This is a genomic window from Bradyrhizobium sp. LTSPM299, assembly GCF_000938235.1.
Classification (GTDB): Bacteria; Pseudomonadota; Alphaproteobacteria; order Rhizobiales; family Xanthobacteraceae; genus Bradyrhizobium.
Map to the genome: position 1 here is coordinate 206303 of NZ_JYMU01000023.1, position 16256 is coordinate 222558.

Annotated in this window: 14 protein-coding genes and 1 pseudogene; 8 read left to right on the top strand and 7 right to left on the bottom strand. The window is 63.7% G+C overall.

What is annotated here, in order from left to right:
• Positions 1–36 precede the first annotated feature (36 nt).
• The 4 genes from UP10_RS46650 (at position 37) to mgtE (ending at position 4527) form a co-directional block, all read left to right on the top strand.
• On the top strand, positions 37–1005 hold the full coding sequence (locus UP10_RS46650; protein ID WP_044588125.1) for a quinone oxidoreductase family protein: 969 nt from the start codon (positions 37–39) through the stop codon (positions 1003–1005).
• A 315-nt stretch (positions 1006–1320) separates the two neighbouring features.
• The gene (gene hfq / locus UP10_RS15225; protein WP_006020546.1) at positions 1321–1569 is read left to right on the top strand and encodes an RNA chaperone Hfq; all 249 of its coding nucleotides are present in this window, start codon (positions 1321–1323) and stop codon (positions 1567–1569) included.
• A gap of 11 nt (positions 1570–1580) precedes the next feature.
• Entirely contained in the window at positions 1581–2975 is a 1395-nt protein-coding gene (gene hflX / locus UP10_RS15230) for a GTPase HflX (RefSeq protein WP_044588126.1), read from the top strand.
• Between the two features lie 181 nt (positions 2976–3156).
• Complete coding sequence (mgtE, locus tag UP10_RS15235) at positions 3157–4527, top strand: magnesium transporter (RefSeq protein ID WP_044588127.1); 1371 nt, start codon at positions 3157–3159, stop codon at positions 4525–4527.
• A 198-nt stretch (positions 4528–4725) separates the two neighbouring features.
• Here the strand turns inward: mgtE and mazG are convergent, their stop codons facing one another.
• Complete coding sequence (gene mazG, locus UP10_RS15240) at positions 4726–5580, bottom strand: nucleoside triphosphate pyrophosphohydrolase (RefSeq protein ID WP_044588128.1); 855 nt, start codon at positions 5578–5580, stop codon at positions 4726–4728.
• A 128-nt stretch (positions 5581–5708) separates the two neighbouring features.
• Between mazG and queC the strand changes: the two genes are divergently transcribed.
• Positions 5709–6422 (top strand): 7-cyano-7-deazaguanine synthase QueC, encoded by a 714-nt coding sequence (gene queC, locus UP10_RS15245; RefSeq protein ID WP_044588129.1) that lies wholly within the window; start codon positions 5709–5711, stop codon positions 6420–6422.
• Positions 6423–6427: 5 nt separating this feature from the next.
• On the opposite strand, the gene UP10_RS15250 is transcribed toward queC, so the two are convergent.
• The 5 genes from UP10_RS15250 to UP10_RS44240 form a co-directional block, all read right to left on the bottom strand.
• Positions 6428–7627 carry an acyltransferase family protein gene (locus tag UP10_RS15250; RefSeq protein WP_044588130.1) on the bottom strand — a complete coding sequence of 400 codons (1200 nt, stop codon included), beginning with the start codon at positions 7625–7627 and terminating at the stop codon, positions 6428–6430.
• Positions 7628–8057: 430 nt separating this feature from the next.
• Entirely contained in the window at positions 8058–8435 is a 378-nt protein-coding gene (locus UP10_RS15255; RefSeq protein ID WP_044588131.1) for a nitrile hydratase accessory protein, read from the bottom strand.
• Positions 8435–9094, bottom strand: a complete 660-nt coding sequence (gene nthB, locus UP10_RS15260) for a nitrile hydratase subunit beta (protein WP_044588132.1) — start codon at positions 9092–9094, stop codon at positions 8435–8437. Before nthB ends, UP10_RS15255 begins: the two co-directional genes overlap by 1 nt.
• Positions 9091–9735, bottom strand: a complete 645-nt coding sequence (gene nthA / locus UP10_RS15265) for a nitrile hydratase subunit alpha (RefSeq protein WP_044588133.1) — start codon at positions 9733–9735, stop codon at positions 9091–9093. Before nthA ends, nthB begins: the two co-directional genes overlap by 4 nt.
• Before the next feature lie 126 nt (positions 9736–9861).
• Complete coding sequence (locus UP10_RS44240) at positions 9862–10167, bottom strand: hypothetical protein (protein ID WP_050043690.1); 306 nt, start codon at positions 10165–10167, stop codon at positions 9862–9864.
• Between the two features lie 166 nt (positions 10168–10333).
• Between UP10_RS44240 and UP10_RS15275 the strand changes: the two genes are divergently transcribed.
• Positions 10334–11410, top strand: a complete 1077-nt coding sequence (locus UP10_RS15275) for a S1/P1 nuclease (RefSeq protein WP_044588134.1) — start codon at positions 10334–10336, stop codon at positions 11408–11410.
• A 199-nt stretch (positions 11411–11609) separates the two neighbouring features.
• Here the strand turns inward: UP10_RS15275 and UP10_RS15280 are convergent.
• A pseudogene (locus tag UP10_RS15280) lies at positions 11610–12892 on the bottom strand (ISNCY family transposase).
• A gap of 412 nt (positions 12893–13304) precedes the next feature.
• On the opposite strand from UP10_RS15280, the gene UP10_RS15285 reads away from it, so the two are divergent.
• Both UP10_RS15285 and UP10_RS15290 read left to right on the top strand, forming a co-directional pair.
• The gene (locus UP10_RS15285; RefSeq protein WP_044588135.1) at positions 13305–14324 is read left to right on the top strand and encodes a TRAP transporter substrate-binding protein; all 1020 of its coding nucleotides are present in this window, start codon (positions 13305–13307) and stop codon (positions 14322–14324) included.
• A gap of 21 nt (positions 14325–14345) precedes the next feature.
• Positions 14346–16244, top strand: coding sequence for a TRAP transporter large permease (locus UP10_RS15290; protein WP_044588136.1), 1899 nt, complete (start codon positions 14346–14348; stop codon positions 16242–16244).
• Positions 16245–16256: the final 12 nt, after the last annotated feature.

Here is a 16256-nt window from a genome sequence, read left to right on the forward strand (position 1 = left end):
AGATGCCACTACTCCGTTCCCAAACGGAGATTAAGCATGGACAAGAAGGTAGAACTGATCGCCGCGGGCGGTATCGAGAAGCTCAGGATTACGGACTGTGCATCTTTGCAGCCTGGTCCGAACGAGCTCCGCATCCGCCACGAAGGTGTCGGCGTAAACTTCATCGACATATACCAACGGATCGGCCTCTATCCCTTGCCGCTTCCTGCGGTTCTCGGTGTGGAAGGAGCTGGTGTCGTCGAAGCCGTCGGTGCCGATGTCGATGACATCAGAACAGGCGATCGCATTGCCTATGCCGGCATCGGCGGCGCCTACGCGGCGACACGTCTTCTGCCAGCCTGGCGCGCGGTCAAATTGCCGGACGACATCAGCACGAAGATGGCTGCCGGCTCGTTCTTGCGCGGGCTGACCGCGCACATGCTTCTGACCCGCATTTTTCCGGTCGGAAACGGAACGACTTTGCTCATTCACGCCGCTGCGGGCGGCTTGGGCACCACGCTGACCCGATGGGCGAAACACCTTGGCGGCGTTGTCATCGGGACAGCCGGATCATCGGAAAAGGCAGAGATTGCGCGGGCGAATGGCGCAGATCACGTCATTGTCGGTCGCAACGCGGACCTCGCGTCGGAGGTCGGCCGGGTGACGAATGCCAAGGGCGTCGATTTTGCGATCGACGGCATCGGCGGCGACATGCTGCGCAAGTCTCTCGGCTGTGTCAGGCGGTTTGGGGTGGTCGCATCGATCGGACAAGCAGCTGGGCCGATCCCGCCAGTTTCTGTCGAAGAACTCGGACCAATTCGTTCGCTGTCGCTCGCGCGTGCCAGCGTCATGGCCTATGCGGCGGAACAGCAAACCTATCGATGCGCCACGCAGGCCGTTATCGCCGCGATCCGTCAACGCATCATTCCAAATGCCCGCACCGAATATGCCCTGACGGAAGTCGCCCAAGCCCAAAGCGATCTTGAATCCGGAAAAACCACCGGCACCCTGCTGCTGATCCCCTAGGGAGGGGTCATCACTGTCTGGGCAAGCACAAACGTCCGCGCCGTAGCACGCGATTCCGAGGCGTGCCGGCGGGTGGCCACTTATCCACCAACTTGAGAATATTCGTCTATTTCCCCGCATTTTCTTAGAATCGCCACCGTGTTCCTGCGGACTGGCGCCTGAACCGGCTTGCCTAAAAAGCGCGCGTGGCCTCTAATCGAACCGCTATGCCTGCCAGAGGGGGATCTCAGGGCAGGTGGGCAGCCGGGGGGAGGCTCCGTAGAGGGCCACAACCGGTTCAATAAAAAAGAAGCACAAGCTTGCGGGACAAAAACAATGGCGGCAGACCGCGCACAAAATCTACAAGACACCTTCCTGAATCACGTTCGTAAAACCAAAACACCGCTGACGATCTTTCTGGTCAACGGAGTGAAGCTGCAGGGGATTGTCACCTGGTTCGACAATTTCTGCTTGCTGCTGAGGCGCGACGGTCATTCGCAGCTGGTCTACAAGCACGCGATCTCGACCATCATGCCTGGCGCTCCGATCCAGTTGTTCGAAGGCGGTGAGGATGCACCGGCTTGAGAGTGAACTGATTGGAACCCTTCAACCGTGAAGGGGGCGCCGACCGGCCCAAGTCCAGGCCCGGGTCGGCGGGGGACAGCAGTAGCGGGCGGGTGATCGTCATCGGCCCCTATCTGCGCACGCGCCGCGGCGACGGCGATGCGCAAACGGATTCGTCTATCCGCGACTACGAGGCGCGGATCGACGAAGCTGCAGGCCTCGCGCGCGCCATCGACCTTACCGTGGTGGAGCAGGTCGTCGCGGCGATCAGCCAGCTCCGCCCGGCCACCTTTCTCGGCAAGGGCAAGGTCGAGGAGATCAACGGCCTCATCGCCGGCAACAATATCGAGCTCGTGGTGATGGATTGCGCGCTGTCGCCGATCCAGCAGCGCAACCTCGAGAAGGCCTGGAGCACCAAGGTGCTCGATCGCACCGGCCTGATCCTGGAAATCTTCGGCCGCCGCGCCAAGACCAAGGAAGGCGCGCTGCAGGTCGAGCTCGCCCATCTCAATTACCAGCGCAGCCGCCTGGTGCGATCCTGGACCCATCTCGAGCGCCAGCGCGGCGGCTTCGGCTTCATGGGCGGTCCCGGCGAAACCCAGATCGAGGCCGACCGCCGCCTGATCGGCGACCGCATCACGCGGCTCGAGAACGAGCTGAAGAAGGTGCAGGCGACACGGCGGCTGCATCGCGCCGGACGCCAGCGCGTGCCGTACCGCGTGGTGGCGCTGGTCGGCTACACCAATGCCGGCAAGTCGACCCTGTTCAACCGCCTGACGCGCGCGGACGTACAGGCCGCCGACATGCTGTTTGCGACGCTCGATCCGACCTTGCGCTCGCTCAACCTGCCACATGGCGGCAAGGCGATGTTGTCAGACACCGTCGGCTTCATCTCCAATTTGCCGACCCAGCTCGTGGCCGCGTTCCGCGCCACGCTGGAGGAGGTGCTGGAGGCCCACATCATCCTGCATGTCCGCGACATCTCGCACGAGGATGCGGAGGCGCAGGAGCGCGACGTCGAGGCGGTGCTGCACCAGCTCGGCATCGATCCCGAAGCCGACGGCGGCCAGCGTGTCATCGAGGTCTGGAACAAGATCGACCGCTTCGATTCCGAGGAGCGCGACAATTTGCGAAACATCGCGGCGCGGCGCCCGCCGGAGCGGCCTTGCTTCCTGGTCTCGGCGGCCTCGGGCGAGGGGATCGAGGAACTGCTCGCTGCGATCGAAGATCGGCTCGCAGCCACGCGCACGACGCTGAATCTCTCGATCGACGCCGCCGACGGCGCCGGCATCAGCTGGCTGCACCGCAATGCCGAGGTGCTCACCAAGGAGCTGCACGGCGAGCGCTTCGACATGACGGTGCGCGTCGACGAGACCAAGCGTGACATCGTGATGTCGCGGTTCGCCGCCGTGCCACGCGTCGCGTAGGCTTGGCGACGCATAGGCTTGGCTCGTCAGGTTCTGGCTCGTCAGGTTCAGCCGGACTGCAATTGCTGGAATACGACGCTTCCATGACACGGCCGGCCTGCGACCCGCCGCCGCACTTTCCGTTTGAAATTCCCGTCGCCTTGGTTCATTGCGCTGCTGGACGCAAAGGCGAGGGCGATCGATGCAGAATTCGGGCGAAGTCGTAACCAGCGGGACGCACGCGGGCCCGAACGGAGATCTTGCCCATGAGCGGGCACCCGATATCGTCGAGGCCCTCAACGCGCAGGAGCCAGTGGTCGCAGCCTCGATGCTGCAGGCGCTGCCGGCCGAGCGGGCGATCGAGGTCCTGGATTTGCCCGGGCTCGACAACACCTGCGAAATCATTGCCGAGCTGCCCACTGACACCGCGGTTTCGTTGCTGTCCGGCGTGTCCGACGACCGCGCCGCCGACATCTTCAAGGAGCTGATCGAACCGCTCAAGACCACGCTGCTCAACCGGCTCAATCCGGACACCAGGGCTACCATCTCGACGCTGCTGGCCTATCCGGAACGCAGCGCCGGCAGCATCATGACCACCGAATTCGTCAGTGTGCCGTCGACCTGGACTATTGCCGAGGTCCTGCATCACATCCGCATGGTCGAGCGCACCCGGGAGACCGTCTACTCGATCTTCGTGACCGATCCGGTCAAGAAGACGCTGATCCAGGCGGTGCCATTGCGCCGGCTGATTTCGGGCGATCCGCATGCCAGCGTGCTGACCGCTGCGCCGGCGCGCAAGCCGCTGATGATCTCGCCCGAGGCCGACCGCATGGAAGCGGCGCGGCTGATCTCCCGATACGACCTGCTGGCGGTCGCCGTCGTCGATGGTCCCGGCCATATCCTCGGCATTGTCACGGTCGACGACGTGATCGACACCATCGTCGAGGAATCGACCGAGGACGCCCAGAAATTCGGCGGTATGGAAGCGCTCGACGAGCCTTATCTGCGGATCAGCTTCCTTGAGATGATCAAGAAGCGTGGCGGCTGGCTGTGTGCGCTGTTCCTCTCGGAAATGCTGACCGCGAGCGCCATGCAGACCTTCCAGAGCGAGCTGGAGAAGGCGATCGTGCTGACCCTGTTCATTCCGCTGATCATGAGCTCGGGCGGCAATTCCGGCTCGCAGGCCACCTCGCTGCTGATCCGGGCGCTGGCCCTGCATGAGTTGCGGTTGCGCGACTGGTGGCGGGTTGCCTTGCGCGAACTGCCGACCGGCCTGGCGCTCGGCGCCATCCTCGGCGTCATCGGCATGGTCAGAATCACGCTCTGGCAGACGCTCGGCATCTTCGATTACGGTCCGCATTGGGGCCTGGTGGCGGCAACGGTCGGATCTGCGCTGGTCGGCATCGTGACCTTCGGATCGCTCTCGGGATCGATGCTGCCGTTCATCCTCAAGCGGATCGGGTTCGACCCCGCGAGCGCATCCGCGCCGTTCGTGGCGACGCTGGTCGACGTCACCGGCCTCGTGATCTATTTCGGCGTCGCGGCGGTGATCCTGCGCGGCACGCTGTTGTAAGCGGGTGGGGTGGGGCTGCTGAACGTGTTTCAGTGCCGCATCCACACATTCAGTGTCGTCCCGGCCTAGTGCGCAATTGCGCACGGGGGCCGGGACCCATAACCACCGGCCATCATCGTAGCCGAAGGTTGCAGTTCCGTATTCCTTGAAGAGCGTCCGTTATGCGCGCGGTACTGGCAGCGTCGGCCGATCGATAGATCACGCGGTATGGGTCCCGGGCTTCGCCGGGACGACAGCAGTGTTTGCGGATTTCGCTTCGTTCCACAGCGCATCCATCTCCTGCAACGTGGCGTCCTGCAGCGAGCGGCCGTTCGCGGCAAGGGTCCTTTCGATATACGCAAACCGCCGCTCGAACTTCGCATTCGTTCCACGCAGCGCCGTCTCGGGATCGGCGCCGACGTGGCGGGCGAGGTTGACCAGCGCGAACATCAGGTCGCCGGTTTCTTCCGCAATCTCCTGCCTGTCATTGCGGTCGAGCGCGGCTTCGATCTCGTCGGCCTCCTCGCGGATTTTGGCCAGCACCGCGCGCGGGTCGTTCCAGTCGAAGCCGACGGTGGAGGCCTTGCGCTGCAGCTCCATGGCGCGCGCCAGCGGCGGAAGGCCGGCCTTGACGCTTGCGAGCAGGGAGGTGTGCGCGGTGTCCTCCGGCGGCCGGCGCGCGGCGCGTTCGGCCTTCTCCTCGGCCTTGATTCGCTCCCAGGCACTCTTGACGCCGGCGGGCTGGATGTTGCCGTCCTTGTCGGCAAAGACGTGCGGATGGCGGCGGATCATCTTGGTTGTAACAGCCTCGACGACGTCGCCGAACGCAAAGGCCTTCTGCTCCTCTGCCATGCGGGCGTGATAGACCACCTGCAGCAGGAGATCGCCGAGCTCGTCGCGAAGATCCTCGAAATCGCCGCGCGTGATCGCGTCCGCGACCTCATAGGCCTCCTCGATCGTGTAGGGCGCGATGGTCGCGAAATCCTGCTCGAGGTCCCACGGGCAGCCGGTCACCGGCGTGCGCAGCGCGGCCATGATCTCGATCAGACGGGAAATGTCGCGGGAAGGGGTCATCGGGCACCGGAACATGAGAGGCAGGGATGTTATGCCAAATCGGCCCTGCCGATCCCAGCGGAACGCGCCGACATCGAGACGCTGTCCACCGATTGGCCGGGGCGTCAGAGGGTGCTAAATCGCCTCTCATGAGCGATCAGACCAATTCCGATACCGCGCTGGTGCTGTTTTCCGGCGGCCAGGATTCCACCACCTGCCTGGCCTGGGCGCTACAGCGCTTTGACCGCGTCGAGATGCTGGGCTTTGCCTATGGCCAGCGCCACGCGATCGAGCTCGAATGCCGCGACCGCCTGTTATCCGGCATCAGATCGCTGCAGCCGGACTGGGCTGCGAAACTCGGCGACAGCCATACGCTCGCGATCCCGACCTTGGCCGAGGTCTCCGATACCGCGCTGACCCGCGACGTCGCGATCGCAATGGGCGCGGACGGGTTGCCGAACACCTTCGTGCCCGGCCGCAATCTCGTATTTCTCACCTTCGCGGCGGCGCTCGCCTATCGTCGCGGCATCCGCCACATCATCGGCGGCATGTGCGAGACCGACTATTCCGGCTATCCCGATTGTCGCGATGAAACCATCAAGGCGCTGCAGTCGGCGCTCAATCTCGGCATGGCCAGAAACTTCGAGCTGCACACACCGCTGATGTGGCTCGACAAGGCTGCGACATGGCGGCTGGCGGATGAACTCGGCGGGGCAGGGCTGGTCGATCTGATCCGCGAGCACTCCCACACCTGCTATCTCGGCGACCGCGGCGCTCAGCACGATTGGGGTTACGGCTGCGGCGAATGCCCGGCCTGCGCGCTGCGGGCGAAGGGCTGGCGGGAATATGCAGCCGGGCTGTGAGGTTTTTAGGCCGTAGGTACTGCCGGTCCGGCCGCAGGCTCGGAGAGGGCGTTCGCGGCCCCTGCGGCCAGCCGAATTGACGGCGCGTCCACGGCCTTCTCCATGGCCATGGCGGCAACCAGAAACGAAGGCACGTAAGCGACAAAACTGATCAGAACGGACGTGCCATAAGAAAGCCCGGCGGCTTGAGCGGCCAGGAAGACGGGGCACGCAACCGAGAGCAGCACAGGGATGTGCGCCAGATAGAGCGGAAACGAGATGCGGCCGAGGTATTGGCCGATTGGCCTCGCGAGCAGTCGCTGTGCCGCCGGCCAGCCGGTGATTAACGCCACCAGCATCACCGCTGAGATTGCGTGCCAGATCGACGCGTCGGCCTGAACCGTCAAACCGGGGGCGATAATCGGAGGGAACGGAACAAGCGCCGTGATCGCGAGCAGCGCATCCCAGATCGGCCAGCGCTCAATGCTGAGCGGGACCGTGCCCAGCGCGAGAACCAATATCAAAATAGCCGGGCGCCAGCGCAGGCGTGCGGTGAAACGCGGAGCGTCCAGAAGATACAGCGCCGCGCCGAACAGGACCACCGAGATGTAGCTGCGCGCGAGCATGATGCCCAGCGCAAGCATGATGATTGCAGCCCACCGCGGCCGGTTGGCCGGCAAACGCGTGGCGAAAATCCCGATCAGCAGAAGCGAGCCGAGAAATTCGACCGGCATCGTCCAGAGAACAGAATTATAAGAGTTCGCGCGCGTCGGGATGCCCAACAGGCTGTTCCAGGCCTGAAAAAGTGCATCAGTGAGACTTGGCTGCTGCGTGAACTGGCCCGACAGCCAGGTCGAGCGCGTGATCGCGGCAGCCTCGTGATTGAACGCAAGTCCTGACGCCAGGACGAACCAGCCGAACAGGCTGGCCGCGAGCACCGGAAGTCCGAGCCGGAGTGTCCGCTTCACGACGAGCGCAACCGCGGACATATCGCTGGTATGGAACGATTTGGCGAGAACGAACCCTGACAGCGCAAGGAAGATGCAGACAGCGTAATTGCCGCCTGCCGCGATGAACAGAAACGGGTAGGCCGAAAGCGCGACTTCCCAGGACCCCTGCGCGTGCTCGGGGCGCCCGGTGTAGACGGCGAAATCGAAGGCCATGACGAAATGCGACAGAGCGACGTTGAGCGCCGCGATGCCACGAAGGCCGTCGAGATAGGACATGCGGGAGGAAGGCATGGGAACGGCTCGATGACCCCGGTTACGAAAGGCAGCGAGTGTGTGGCAAGTTAGCTAACAAAGCCTTGCCTCCGCAGTCTACCGATGGGCTCCGGCCGCCGTCAGATAAGGAGCGCAAATCACTGAGTTGCCCGACATGGCAAGCCCCCTTGCGAAATGCAAAGCTCGGACAAATCATGTCGCGAGAATGCGAAGCTGCGTCCCCATTCACAGACGTTATCGCCCGGCCTGTGCGCAATTGCGCACATGGACCGGGCGACCCAGTACGCCGCGGCCTATCGGCTCAAGCACAACTGTCTCTGGAATACTGGATCACCCGCATGCGCGGGTGACGACACCGAGAGCTTGGCTGTTTGAAATGTGAATCAGCACCGCTATCGCTCCTCGCAATGACGGCGGAGCGGCGAGCGTGCCGCTACTCGAAATCCGCCGGCATCAACTCGATTGGCTTGCCGTGCGGCGTGCGATCGGCGGCGTGATCCCAGGCGTCGCGGTAACGGTGCAGCGTCTCCGGCGTCGTCACGCCCTTTGCGGCGACGAGGTGCTCGAGCGTCGCCAGCCAGTGCTGGTAGTAGGTCTCGCCGGTGTCGGGATCGCCCGCGGCCTGCGCACGCTTGATCTGCTCGGCAAGCGCGGCCGCCCATTCGCTCCAGGTGAACAGGCCACGCTCATGCAGCGACAACGCCATCGCAAACGCCTGGGCTTCCCATGGCGCGCGAAACACCGGACCTTCATCATCGCGGGGAACGCCCGGCACAGACTTGACGGCGCGGCCGGCTGCGACTGTGTCCATCACACGTGCTCCAGATAAGGCTCGAACGCGTCGATGGATACCTTGACGGTCGGGTCGGCGTCCGGCCCCCAGAGTTCGCGCCCGTCAAACACCACGGTGTAGAGCCATTGCGGATTCTCACCCGCGTCGTTCGCTGCCGTGTCCGGAAAGACGTGGCAGCCATGGTCGCGTTCGACGATTCCGACATGGCCGCGCACGTAGCGCGGCAGCCGCGTATGGGTGGCAGGATGGATGTTCCTGGCGCGCACCTTGTCGCCGGCCTTGAACTTTGCAGGCGCCGGCGCCGCGCGGCCGAACTTGCCGCGCACCATCGTGCGTTCGACGTCGCTGACGGAAAGCTTGCCGGGTGCGAGCGGCTTGGCCGGCTTCACCGCATGTCCGGCAGCAACGTCCTCTTTCGCGAGATAGCCCTTGTCGAGCAGCAAGTCCTCAAGCCCGAGCAGCCATTTCTTGTAATAGGAACTCGACAGATAGACATGCGGGGGCAGGGCCTCGCGATAGAATCGCGAGGCGTCGATGTTGAAGGCGCCGGCGGCGCCCATCGCGCGCACCATGGCCAGCACCCGTGATTCCCATACTTGATGGAACATCGGCTCGTTCGGTTCGGGCTCGACCTTGCCAAACCCGTCCATGCCGCCCATGTCGTGCACGCCGTTCACGATGGTGCTCCCGGCTTCTTCGGAAATCCGGTGCCGATCATCGAGTCACGCGTCACCAGCTCGGCGAGTTGCTGCTCGCTCCAGCCTTCGGTGCCTTCGGGCCGCATCGGCAGCACCAGAAAGCGCGTCTCGGCGGTCGAATCCCACACCCGGATTTCGGTCTCGTCAGGCACGCTCACCCCGAAATCGGCGAGCACGCCGCGTGGGTCCTTCACCGCGCGCGAGCGATAGGGCGACGCCTTGTACCAGACCGGCGGCAGCCCCAGCATTTCCCAGGGGTAACAGGAGCAGAGGGTGCATACGACCATGTTGTGACGGCTTGGTGTGTTCTCGACCGCCACGAGATGGTCGCCGACCCGGCTGACATGGCCGAGCGTGCCGACCGCCTTGGTGGCGTCTTCGAGCAGCGCTGTCTTGAAGGCTGGATCGCTCCAGGCCCTGGCAACGACCTGCGCGCCGTTATGCGGACCGATCTTCGTCTCATAGGCCTGCACGATCGCGTCGAGTGCGGCCGGCTCGATATAGCCCTTCTCGGTCAGGATCGATTCCAGTGCGCGCACGCGCAGCTCGGTCTCCGACAGATCCGAATGGTCGTGATCGTGGTGATGATGGTCGTGATGGTCGTGATCATGTTCGCTCATGCGGGCAGGATAGGCGAAGAGGCCGTGTTATGTCGAGGCACGCGCACGACAGCGCGAGCAGGGGAGGTATTCAGTGGCCGACTATGTGACGATCGAGAAGGACGCTGACGTTCCACCATCAGGCGCTCAGCAACCGTGGCAGATCGACCCCTTCACCCGTTTGTCGACCGCAGCGTCCTCACGGGCGACCGCCGGGCTGTTGTCGAGGTTCGCGCCTTTCATTTGGCTGCTCACACCCGACGAGGACAGGGCGGTCCCCGACGAGTTGGTGCCCGGCGCCCCCGGAGACGTCCCGGACGCTCCGCCTGTCGAGGAGTGGTGCATGCCCCCGCCGCCACCGCCCTTGCCGAAGCTTGTCGTGGTCGGGATGGCGATCGCAGCCGCGATACAAAGAATGGAGACGATTCTGAGTATGAAATCCCTCCGGTCCATGAGTCAGGTTCGATGGTACTCCGGGATAGTTCCCGGGGCTACGCACAAACGCATGAACGCGACGGGAGCGAAGACGTTCCCATGGGCTTTGGTCCATATTGTCCTATGGTTGCCGTTCTGGTGTGATACAACCGCGCTAAAGCGGACTGAATGGCAGGGGCGTACCATGCTGAAAACTGTCGTCGCGTTCGGATGGCTTGTCGTCGTCGCCCTCAATCCGACGGCCGCGTCGGCCTGGGGCTATCAGGGTCATCGCGTGGTGGGGGCGATCGCGGACCAGTTGCTCAAGCCTGCCGCAAAGGCGCAGGTCCAGCAGATCCTCAACGAGGTCGACGAACGCGGCATCGACCTGCGCAAGGCCGCGCCATGGCCGGACTGCGTCAAGAGCGTCGTCCGCCATGATGACGGCCGGTTTCACTATGAGGTCGATCCCGATCATCTCGAATTCGAGGTGCCCTGCACGCCGTTCAACTCAGCGCGGGAGAGGGCGCGGATGGTGGACTACGCGGCCCGCAACTGGTCGACCTGCTCCTACACGCCCGACGGCTTTGAGCGCGGTTGCCACAACACCTTCCATTTCGTCGATATCGCGCTCCAGCGCAGCTATTTCGATCGCAACTTCCAGGGCACCAATCCGCACGATCTGGTCGCGACGATCACGGCCGCCATCGCGGTGCTCCAGGGCAGGCCGATCCCGCCGCCGTTCCCTTTCTCGATCAAGGACAAGAAGGAGGCGCTGTTGCTGCTGGCGCACCTGATCGGCGACCTGCACCAGCCGCTGCATGTCGGCGCGGTCTATCTCGATGCCAATGGGAAGCTTGTCGATCCCGACACGGCCCACAAGGTCGACCCGGACACCGACGCGATCGGCGGCAATGCGATCCAGGACGGCGTCGCGATCCCGTTCCAGGCCATCAACCTGCACCATGAATGGGACGACATTCCACCCGATCTCGGCGATGCCGCCACCGGCGAATTGATGGATGCCGCGAAGTCGGTCCGAGCGAGCGAAGGCGCGCCGGAGGGCTGGCCGGCGGCCTGGGCCACCGACACGCTGCTGGTGGCGCATGACGCCTTCAAGAGCCTGAGCTTCAAGCCGACACAGCCGCCGGCACAAGCGAAATGGATCGTCACGTACGACAATCACACGGACTATTTGCAGGCCGCCGATGCCATCAAACGTAAGCAGCTGGCCAAGGGCGGAGCGCGGCTGGCTGAGCTGCTCAACGCGATCTGGCCGTGAGGGATCGGTCGTGGCTGAACCTTGGACCCCATATCCGTTGTCGCCGCCGTTTAGGGAAGTCACGATTTGGGCCATTTAGAAATGTCACCCGGTCGGGAGCAGGATAGCCGCCTTTCTGTGGGTTGGGTTGATACCAGCTTCTCGAGAGGGCGGCGCGTGAAGCTTCCAGATCGCGCAACGCGACGCCCGGGCGTCCCATCTATCCGACCTTGAACATATGGTTCTTCTGGCCGCGCCGGCGCGGCGCTTTGGCGGAACGGGACATGTCGAGCTGCTTTTGCTGCTCGGCGATATAGGCCAGGATCGGACCGAGGCGCTTGTTCTCGACAATGGCTGCCTGATTCACCTGCGGCCGCTTGTCGAAGGTGCGATAGGGTAGATTGACCCCATTGTACCGGATCGCGAGCCGCCCGTCGGGGTAGTCAACCACCGTGACCCGCTTGCGCGCCAGCGATCGTGCGATCCCGGTCGGCTCCAGGATAAACAGTACCTGGTCGTATTGCAGCGTCAGATTCACAGAGACCGTGCGTTCTTCCTTCCAGGTAAAGGCGTCGTCGAGATCGTCATGCCCGACGACCATAGCGCGGTGGACATCGCGATCATCGAAAGGGGCCTTGGCAAAGCGGGCGTTGTACTTCTCCATGAACGCCGGCAGGAAGGCATTGCCGGCCGCAATCGTATCGATGCCGGATAGCCGCATCTCCTTCACCAGCCGGTCCTGCAGCGTTCCATTGGCGCGCTCGACCCGGCCCTTGGCCTGAGATGAGTTGGCGCAAATGATGTCGATGTTCAGCGCATGCAGAGCTCGGCCGAACTGGGTCATGCCGTCGCCGCCGATCGCATCCTTCCTGTTGACCCGAAACACGCCGTGCTTGTCGGAATAGAACGCCACCGGCTTGCCGTGACGCTCCAGATAGGCGCGGGTCGCCGCAAAATAGTCGAAGGTGCTCTCGCTCTCGACAAACTGCAGAGCATCAGCCGGCTGGTGGCATCGTCGATGTAGACGAGCAGGGTGCAGCGCGGCCCGCGACCCTCAAACCACCAATGCTCTGACCCGTCGATCTGAATCAACTCGCCCAAACAATCGCGGCGGTGCCGCGGTTGGTGAACAGCCTTCAACCGGGCGCGGCGATCCTTCCATAGTCCAGCCGTGATCATCCATTGCCGAACCGTCTCGCGGGCAAGGTGAATGTCGTGCAGCTCCGCAAGCTTCTCTGCCGCCAGGGTCGGGCCAAAGTCCGGGTAGCGCTCCCGGATGATACCAATGGCCACAGCGCGTAAATCGGCGGGGTAGGCGCGATTGCTCGACCGGCCGCGCTTCCGGGAAACCAACGCCTCTGCGCCTCGCCGCGCGTAGGCCTTGGCCAGTCGAAACACCTGGCGCCGACCAAGACCCATCAGCGTCGCGGCTTGCGCCACCTTGATCCTGCTCGCGGCCAGATCCTGCAAAACGCTCATCCGGTCGATCTCCGTCCCGCTCATCGTAATCACCGTCATCGGCCCAAACTCCCCAACCAAATCCGTGGAGAGTGACATCTCTATCTGGGCCAAAGGTGACTTCTCAATCTGGCGTCTACATCCGTAATTCGCATAAGGTATATTATGGAATATTTATATCTACAATTAGATCAGATGTTTAGTGGGAAATCTTCGCACGGTCCTCGATCTTGGCCGTCATTTGGCGCGACCGACTTGCTACAGCAGATGCCGCCGACCATCGCGCTCAAAGCGTGTCGCGCCACGCCCGATCGTCTCGTCTGAAAGCCCATATTGCCGCGGCGTACGGACGCTGCAATAAGCGCTGACATCAACAGAGATCGCTGGTGACCCCGCGGCGTCAGGTCCGTATAGGATTGGCATCTCAAAAGAACAACAAGCCTCGAGGGAGAAACCAATGAGCTTTTCACGACGCACGCTGCTGAAGGCCTCCGCCGCATCGGCCGTGCTGGGCGGCGTTGGCGCGCCGTTCGTTGCGCGCGCCCAGACCGCCGAGTTCAGCTACAAGTTCGCCAATAATTTGCCGGAGTCGCATCCATTCGTGGCGCGCGCCCGGGAGATGGCCGCGGCGATCAAGACCGAGACCAACGGCCGGTTCGATCTGCAGGTGTTCCCGAACAGCCAGCTCGGCTCCGATACCGACATGCTGAGCCAGGTGCGGTCCGGCGGCGTCGAGTTCTTCACGCTATCAGGCCTGATCCTGGCGACCCTGGTGCCGGCGGCCTCGATCAATGGCATCGGCTTCGCATTTCCTGATTACCCCACGGTCTGGAAGGCCATGGATGGCGACCTCGGCGCCTATGTGCGCGGCGAGATCAACAGGTCCGGCCTCGAGGTCATGGACAAGATCTGGGACAACGGCTTCCGCCAGACCACGTCGTCGAGCAAGCCGATCACCGGGCCTGACGACTTCAAGGGCTTCAAGATTCGCGTGCCGGTGTCGCCGTTGTGGACCTCGATGTTCAAGGCGTTCGACGCCTCGCCGGCCTCGATCAATTTCAGCGAGGTCTATTCGGCGCTGCAGACCAAGATCGTCGAAGGCCAGGAGAACCCGCTGGCGTTGATCTCGGCGGCGAAGCTCTACGAGGTCCAGAAGTACTGCTCGCTGACCAACCACATGTGGGACGGCTTCTGGTTCCTGATGAACCGCCGCGCCTGGCAGGCGCTGCCGGAGGACATTCGCACCATCGTCGCCAAGAACGTCAACGCGGCGGCGGTCAAGGAGCGCGAAGACACCGAGAAGCTCAATGCCACCGTCAAGCAGGAACTCTCGAGCAAAGGTCTGGTCTTCAATCAGCCCGAGGTGGCGCCGTTCCGCGACAAACTCCGCGCTGCCGGATTTTACGCCGAGTGGAAGGGCAAGTACGGCGACAAGGCGTGGGAGCTGCTCGAGAAGTCCGTCGGTAAGCTGTCGTAAGTCGGTCACGGGAGCCTTGTCATGGCCCATGTGAAGGCTCAGGTCGAGGTGACGCCGGCCGTGGCCGGCGAGGCGGCGTCGCAGCCCCCTCGCCGCCGCTCCGTTCTCGGGTCCATCGAAGCGGCGCTCGGGCTGCTGGTGGAAATCCCGGCGGCGATCCTGGTCGTCGCCGAAGTCGTGATCCTGTTCGCCGGCGTGATCTCGCGCTACGTGCTGCATTCGCCGCTGATCTGGTCCGACGAATTGGCCTCGATCCTGTTCCTGTGGCTCGCGATGCTGGGCTCGGCGGTTGCGTTCCGGCGCGGCGAGCATATGCGCATGACGGCGCTGGTCGCGAGCGCCGGACCGAGGCTTTGGGGCTATCTCGACATCGTCGCGACCTGCGCCGCGCTGGCGTTCCTGATCCTGATCCTGCGGCCGGCCTATGAATATGCCTATGAGGAAAGCTTCATCACGACGCCGGCGCTGCAGATCTCCAATACCTGGCGCGCGGCGGCGCTGCCGGTCGGCACCTGCCTGATGGCGCTGTTTGCGCTGCTGCGCCTGGCGCGGGCCGGCGACGTCAAGACCTTGCTGATGGCCGCGGTCACGGTTGCAGCCTTGATCGGGTTGTTCTGGCTCGCACAGCCCTGGCTGCGGCCGCTCGGCAATCTCAACCTGGTCATCTTCTTCGTCGGCGTGGTCGCCTTCTGCGTCTTCGCCGGCGTGCCGATCGGCTTTGCCTTCGGCATGGCGATCTTCGGCTATCTCGCGCTGACCACGCGGACGCCGCTGATGGTGCTGGTCGGCCGGATGGACGAGGGCATGAGCCATCTGATCCTGCTCTCGGTGCCGCTGTTCGTGTTCCTCGGTCTGTTGATCGAGATGACCGGCATGGCACGGGCCATGGTCGCGTTCCTGGCGAGCCTGCTGGGGCATGTCCGCGGCGGCCTGCATTATGTGCTGGTCGGCGCCATGTATCTGGTCTCGGGCATTTCTGGATCGAAGGCGGCCGACATGGCGGCAGTGGCACCGGTGCTGTTTCCGGAAATGAAGCAGCGCGGTGCGAAAGCCGGCGACCTCGTCGCCCTGCTCGCGGCGACCGGCGCGCAGACCGAAACCATTCCGCCGAGCCTGGTGCTGATCACCATCGGGTCGGTAACCGGCGTCTCGATCTCGGCACTGTTCACGGGCGGCCTGCTGCCGGGCGTCGTGCTGGCGATCACGCTGTCGGCGCTGGTGTGGTGGCGCTACCGCGGCGAGGATTTGAGCCATGTCCAGCGCGCTGGCGCGAGCGAGATCGGCAAGGCGTTCGTGGTCGCCCTGCCCGCATTGGCGCTGCCGTTCGTGATCCGCTACGCGGTGATCGAAGGCATCGCCACCGCGACCGAGGTGTCCACCATCGGCATCGTCTACGCCTTGGTCATCGGGCTCGTGATCTACCGCCAGTTCAAATGGCGGCGGCTGTTGCCAATGCTGATCGAAACGGCGTGCCTGTCGGGCGCGATCCTGTTCATCATCGGAACCGCAACAGGAATGGCCTGGGGCCTGACCCAGTCCGGCTTCTCGCGCGCGCTGGCGGCGTCGATGACCGGCCTGCCGGGCGGTTCGGCGAGCTTCATTGCGGTCTCGATCCTGGCCTTCGTGATTCTCGGCAGCGTGCTCGAGGGCATTCCCGCGATTGTGCTGTTCGGGCCGCTGCTGTTTCCGATCGCACGGCAGGTCGGGGTCCACGAGGTGCACTACGCCATGATCATCATCCTGGCGATGGGCATCGGATTGTTCGCGCCGCCGTTCGGCGTCGGCTATTATGCCGCCTGCGCCATCGGGCGCGTCGATCCGGCCGAGGGTATCCGGCCGATCTGGGGTTACATGCTGGCGCTGCTGATCGGCCTGATCATCGTCGCCATCTTCCCCTGGATATCGATCGGGTTCCTCTAGGTACCTCGCAGA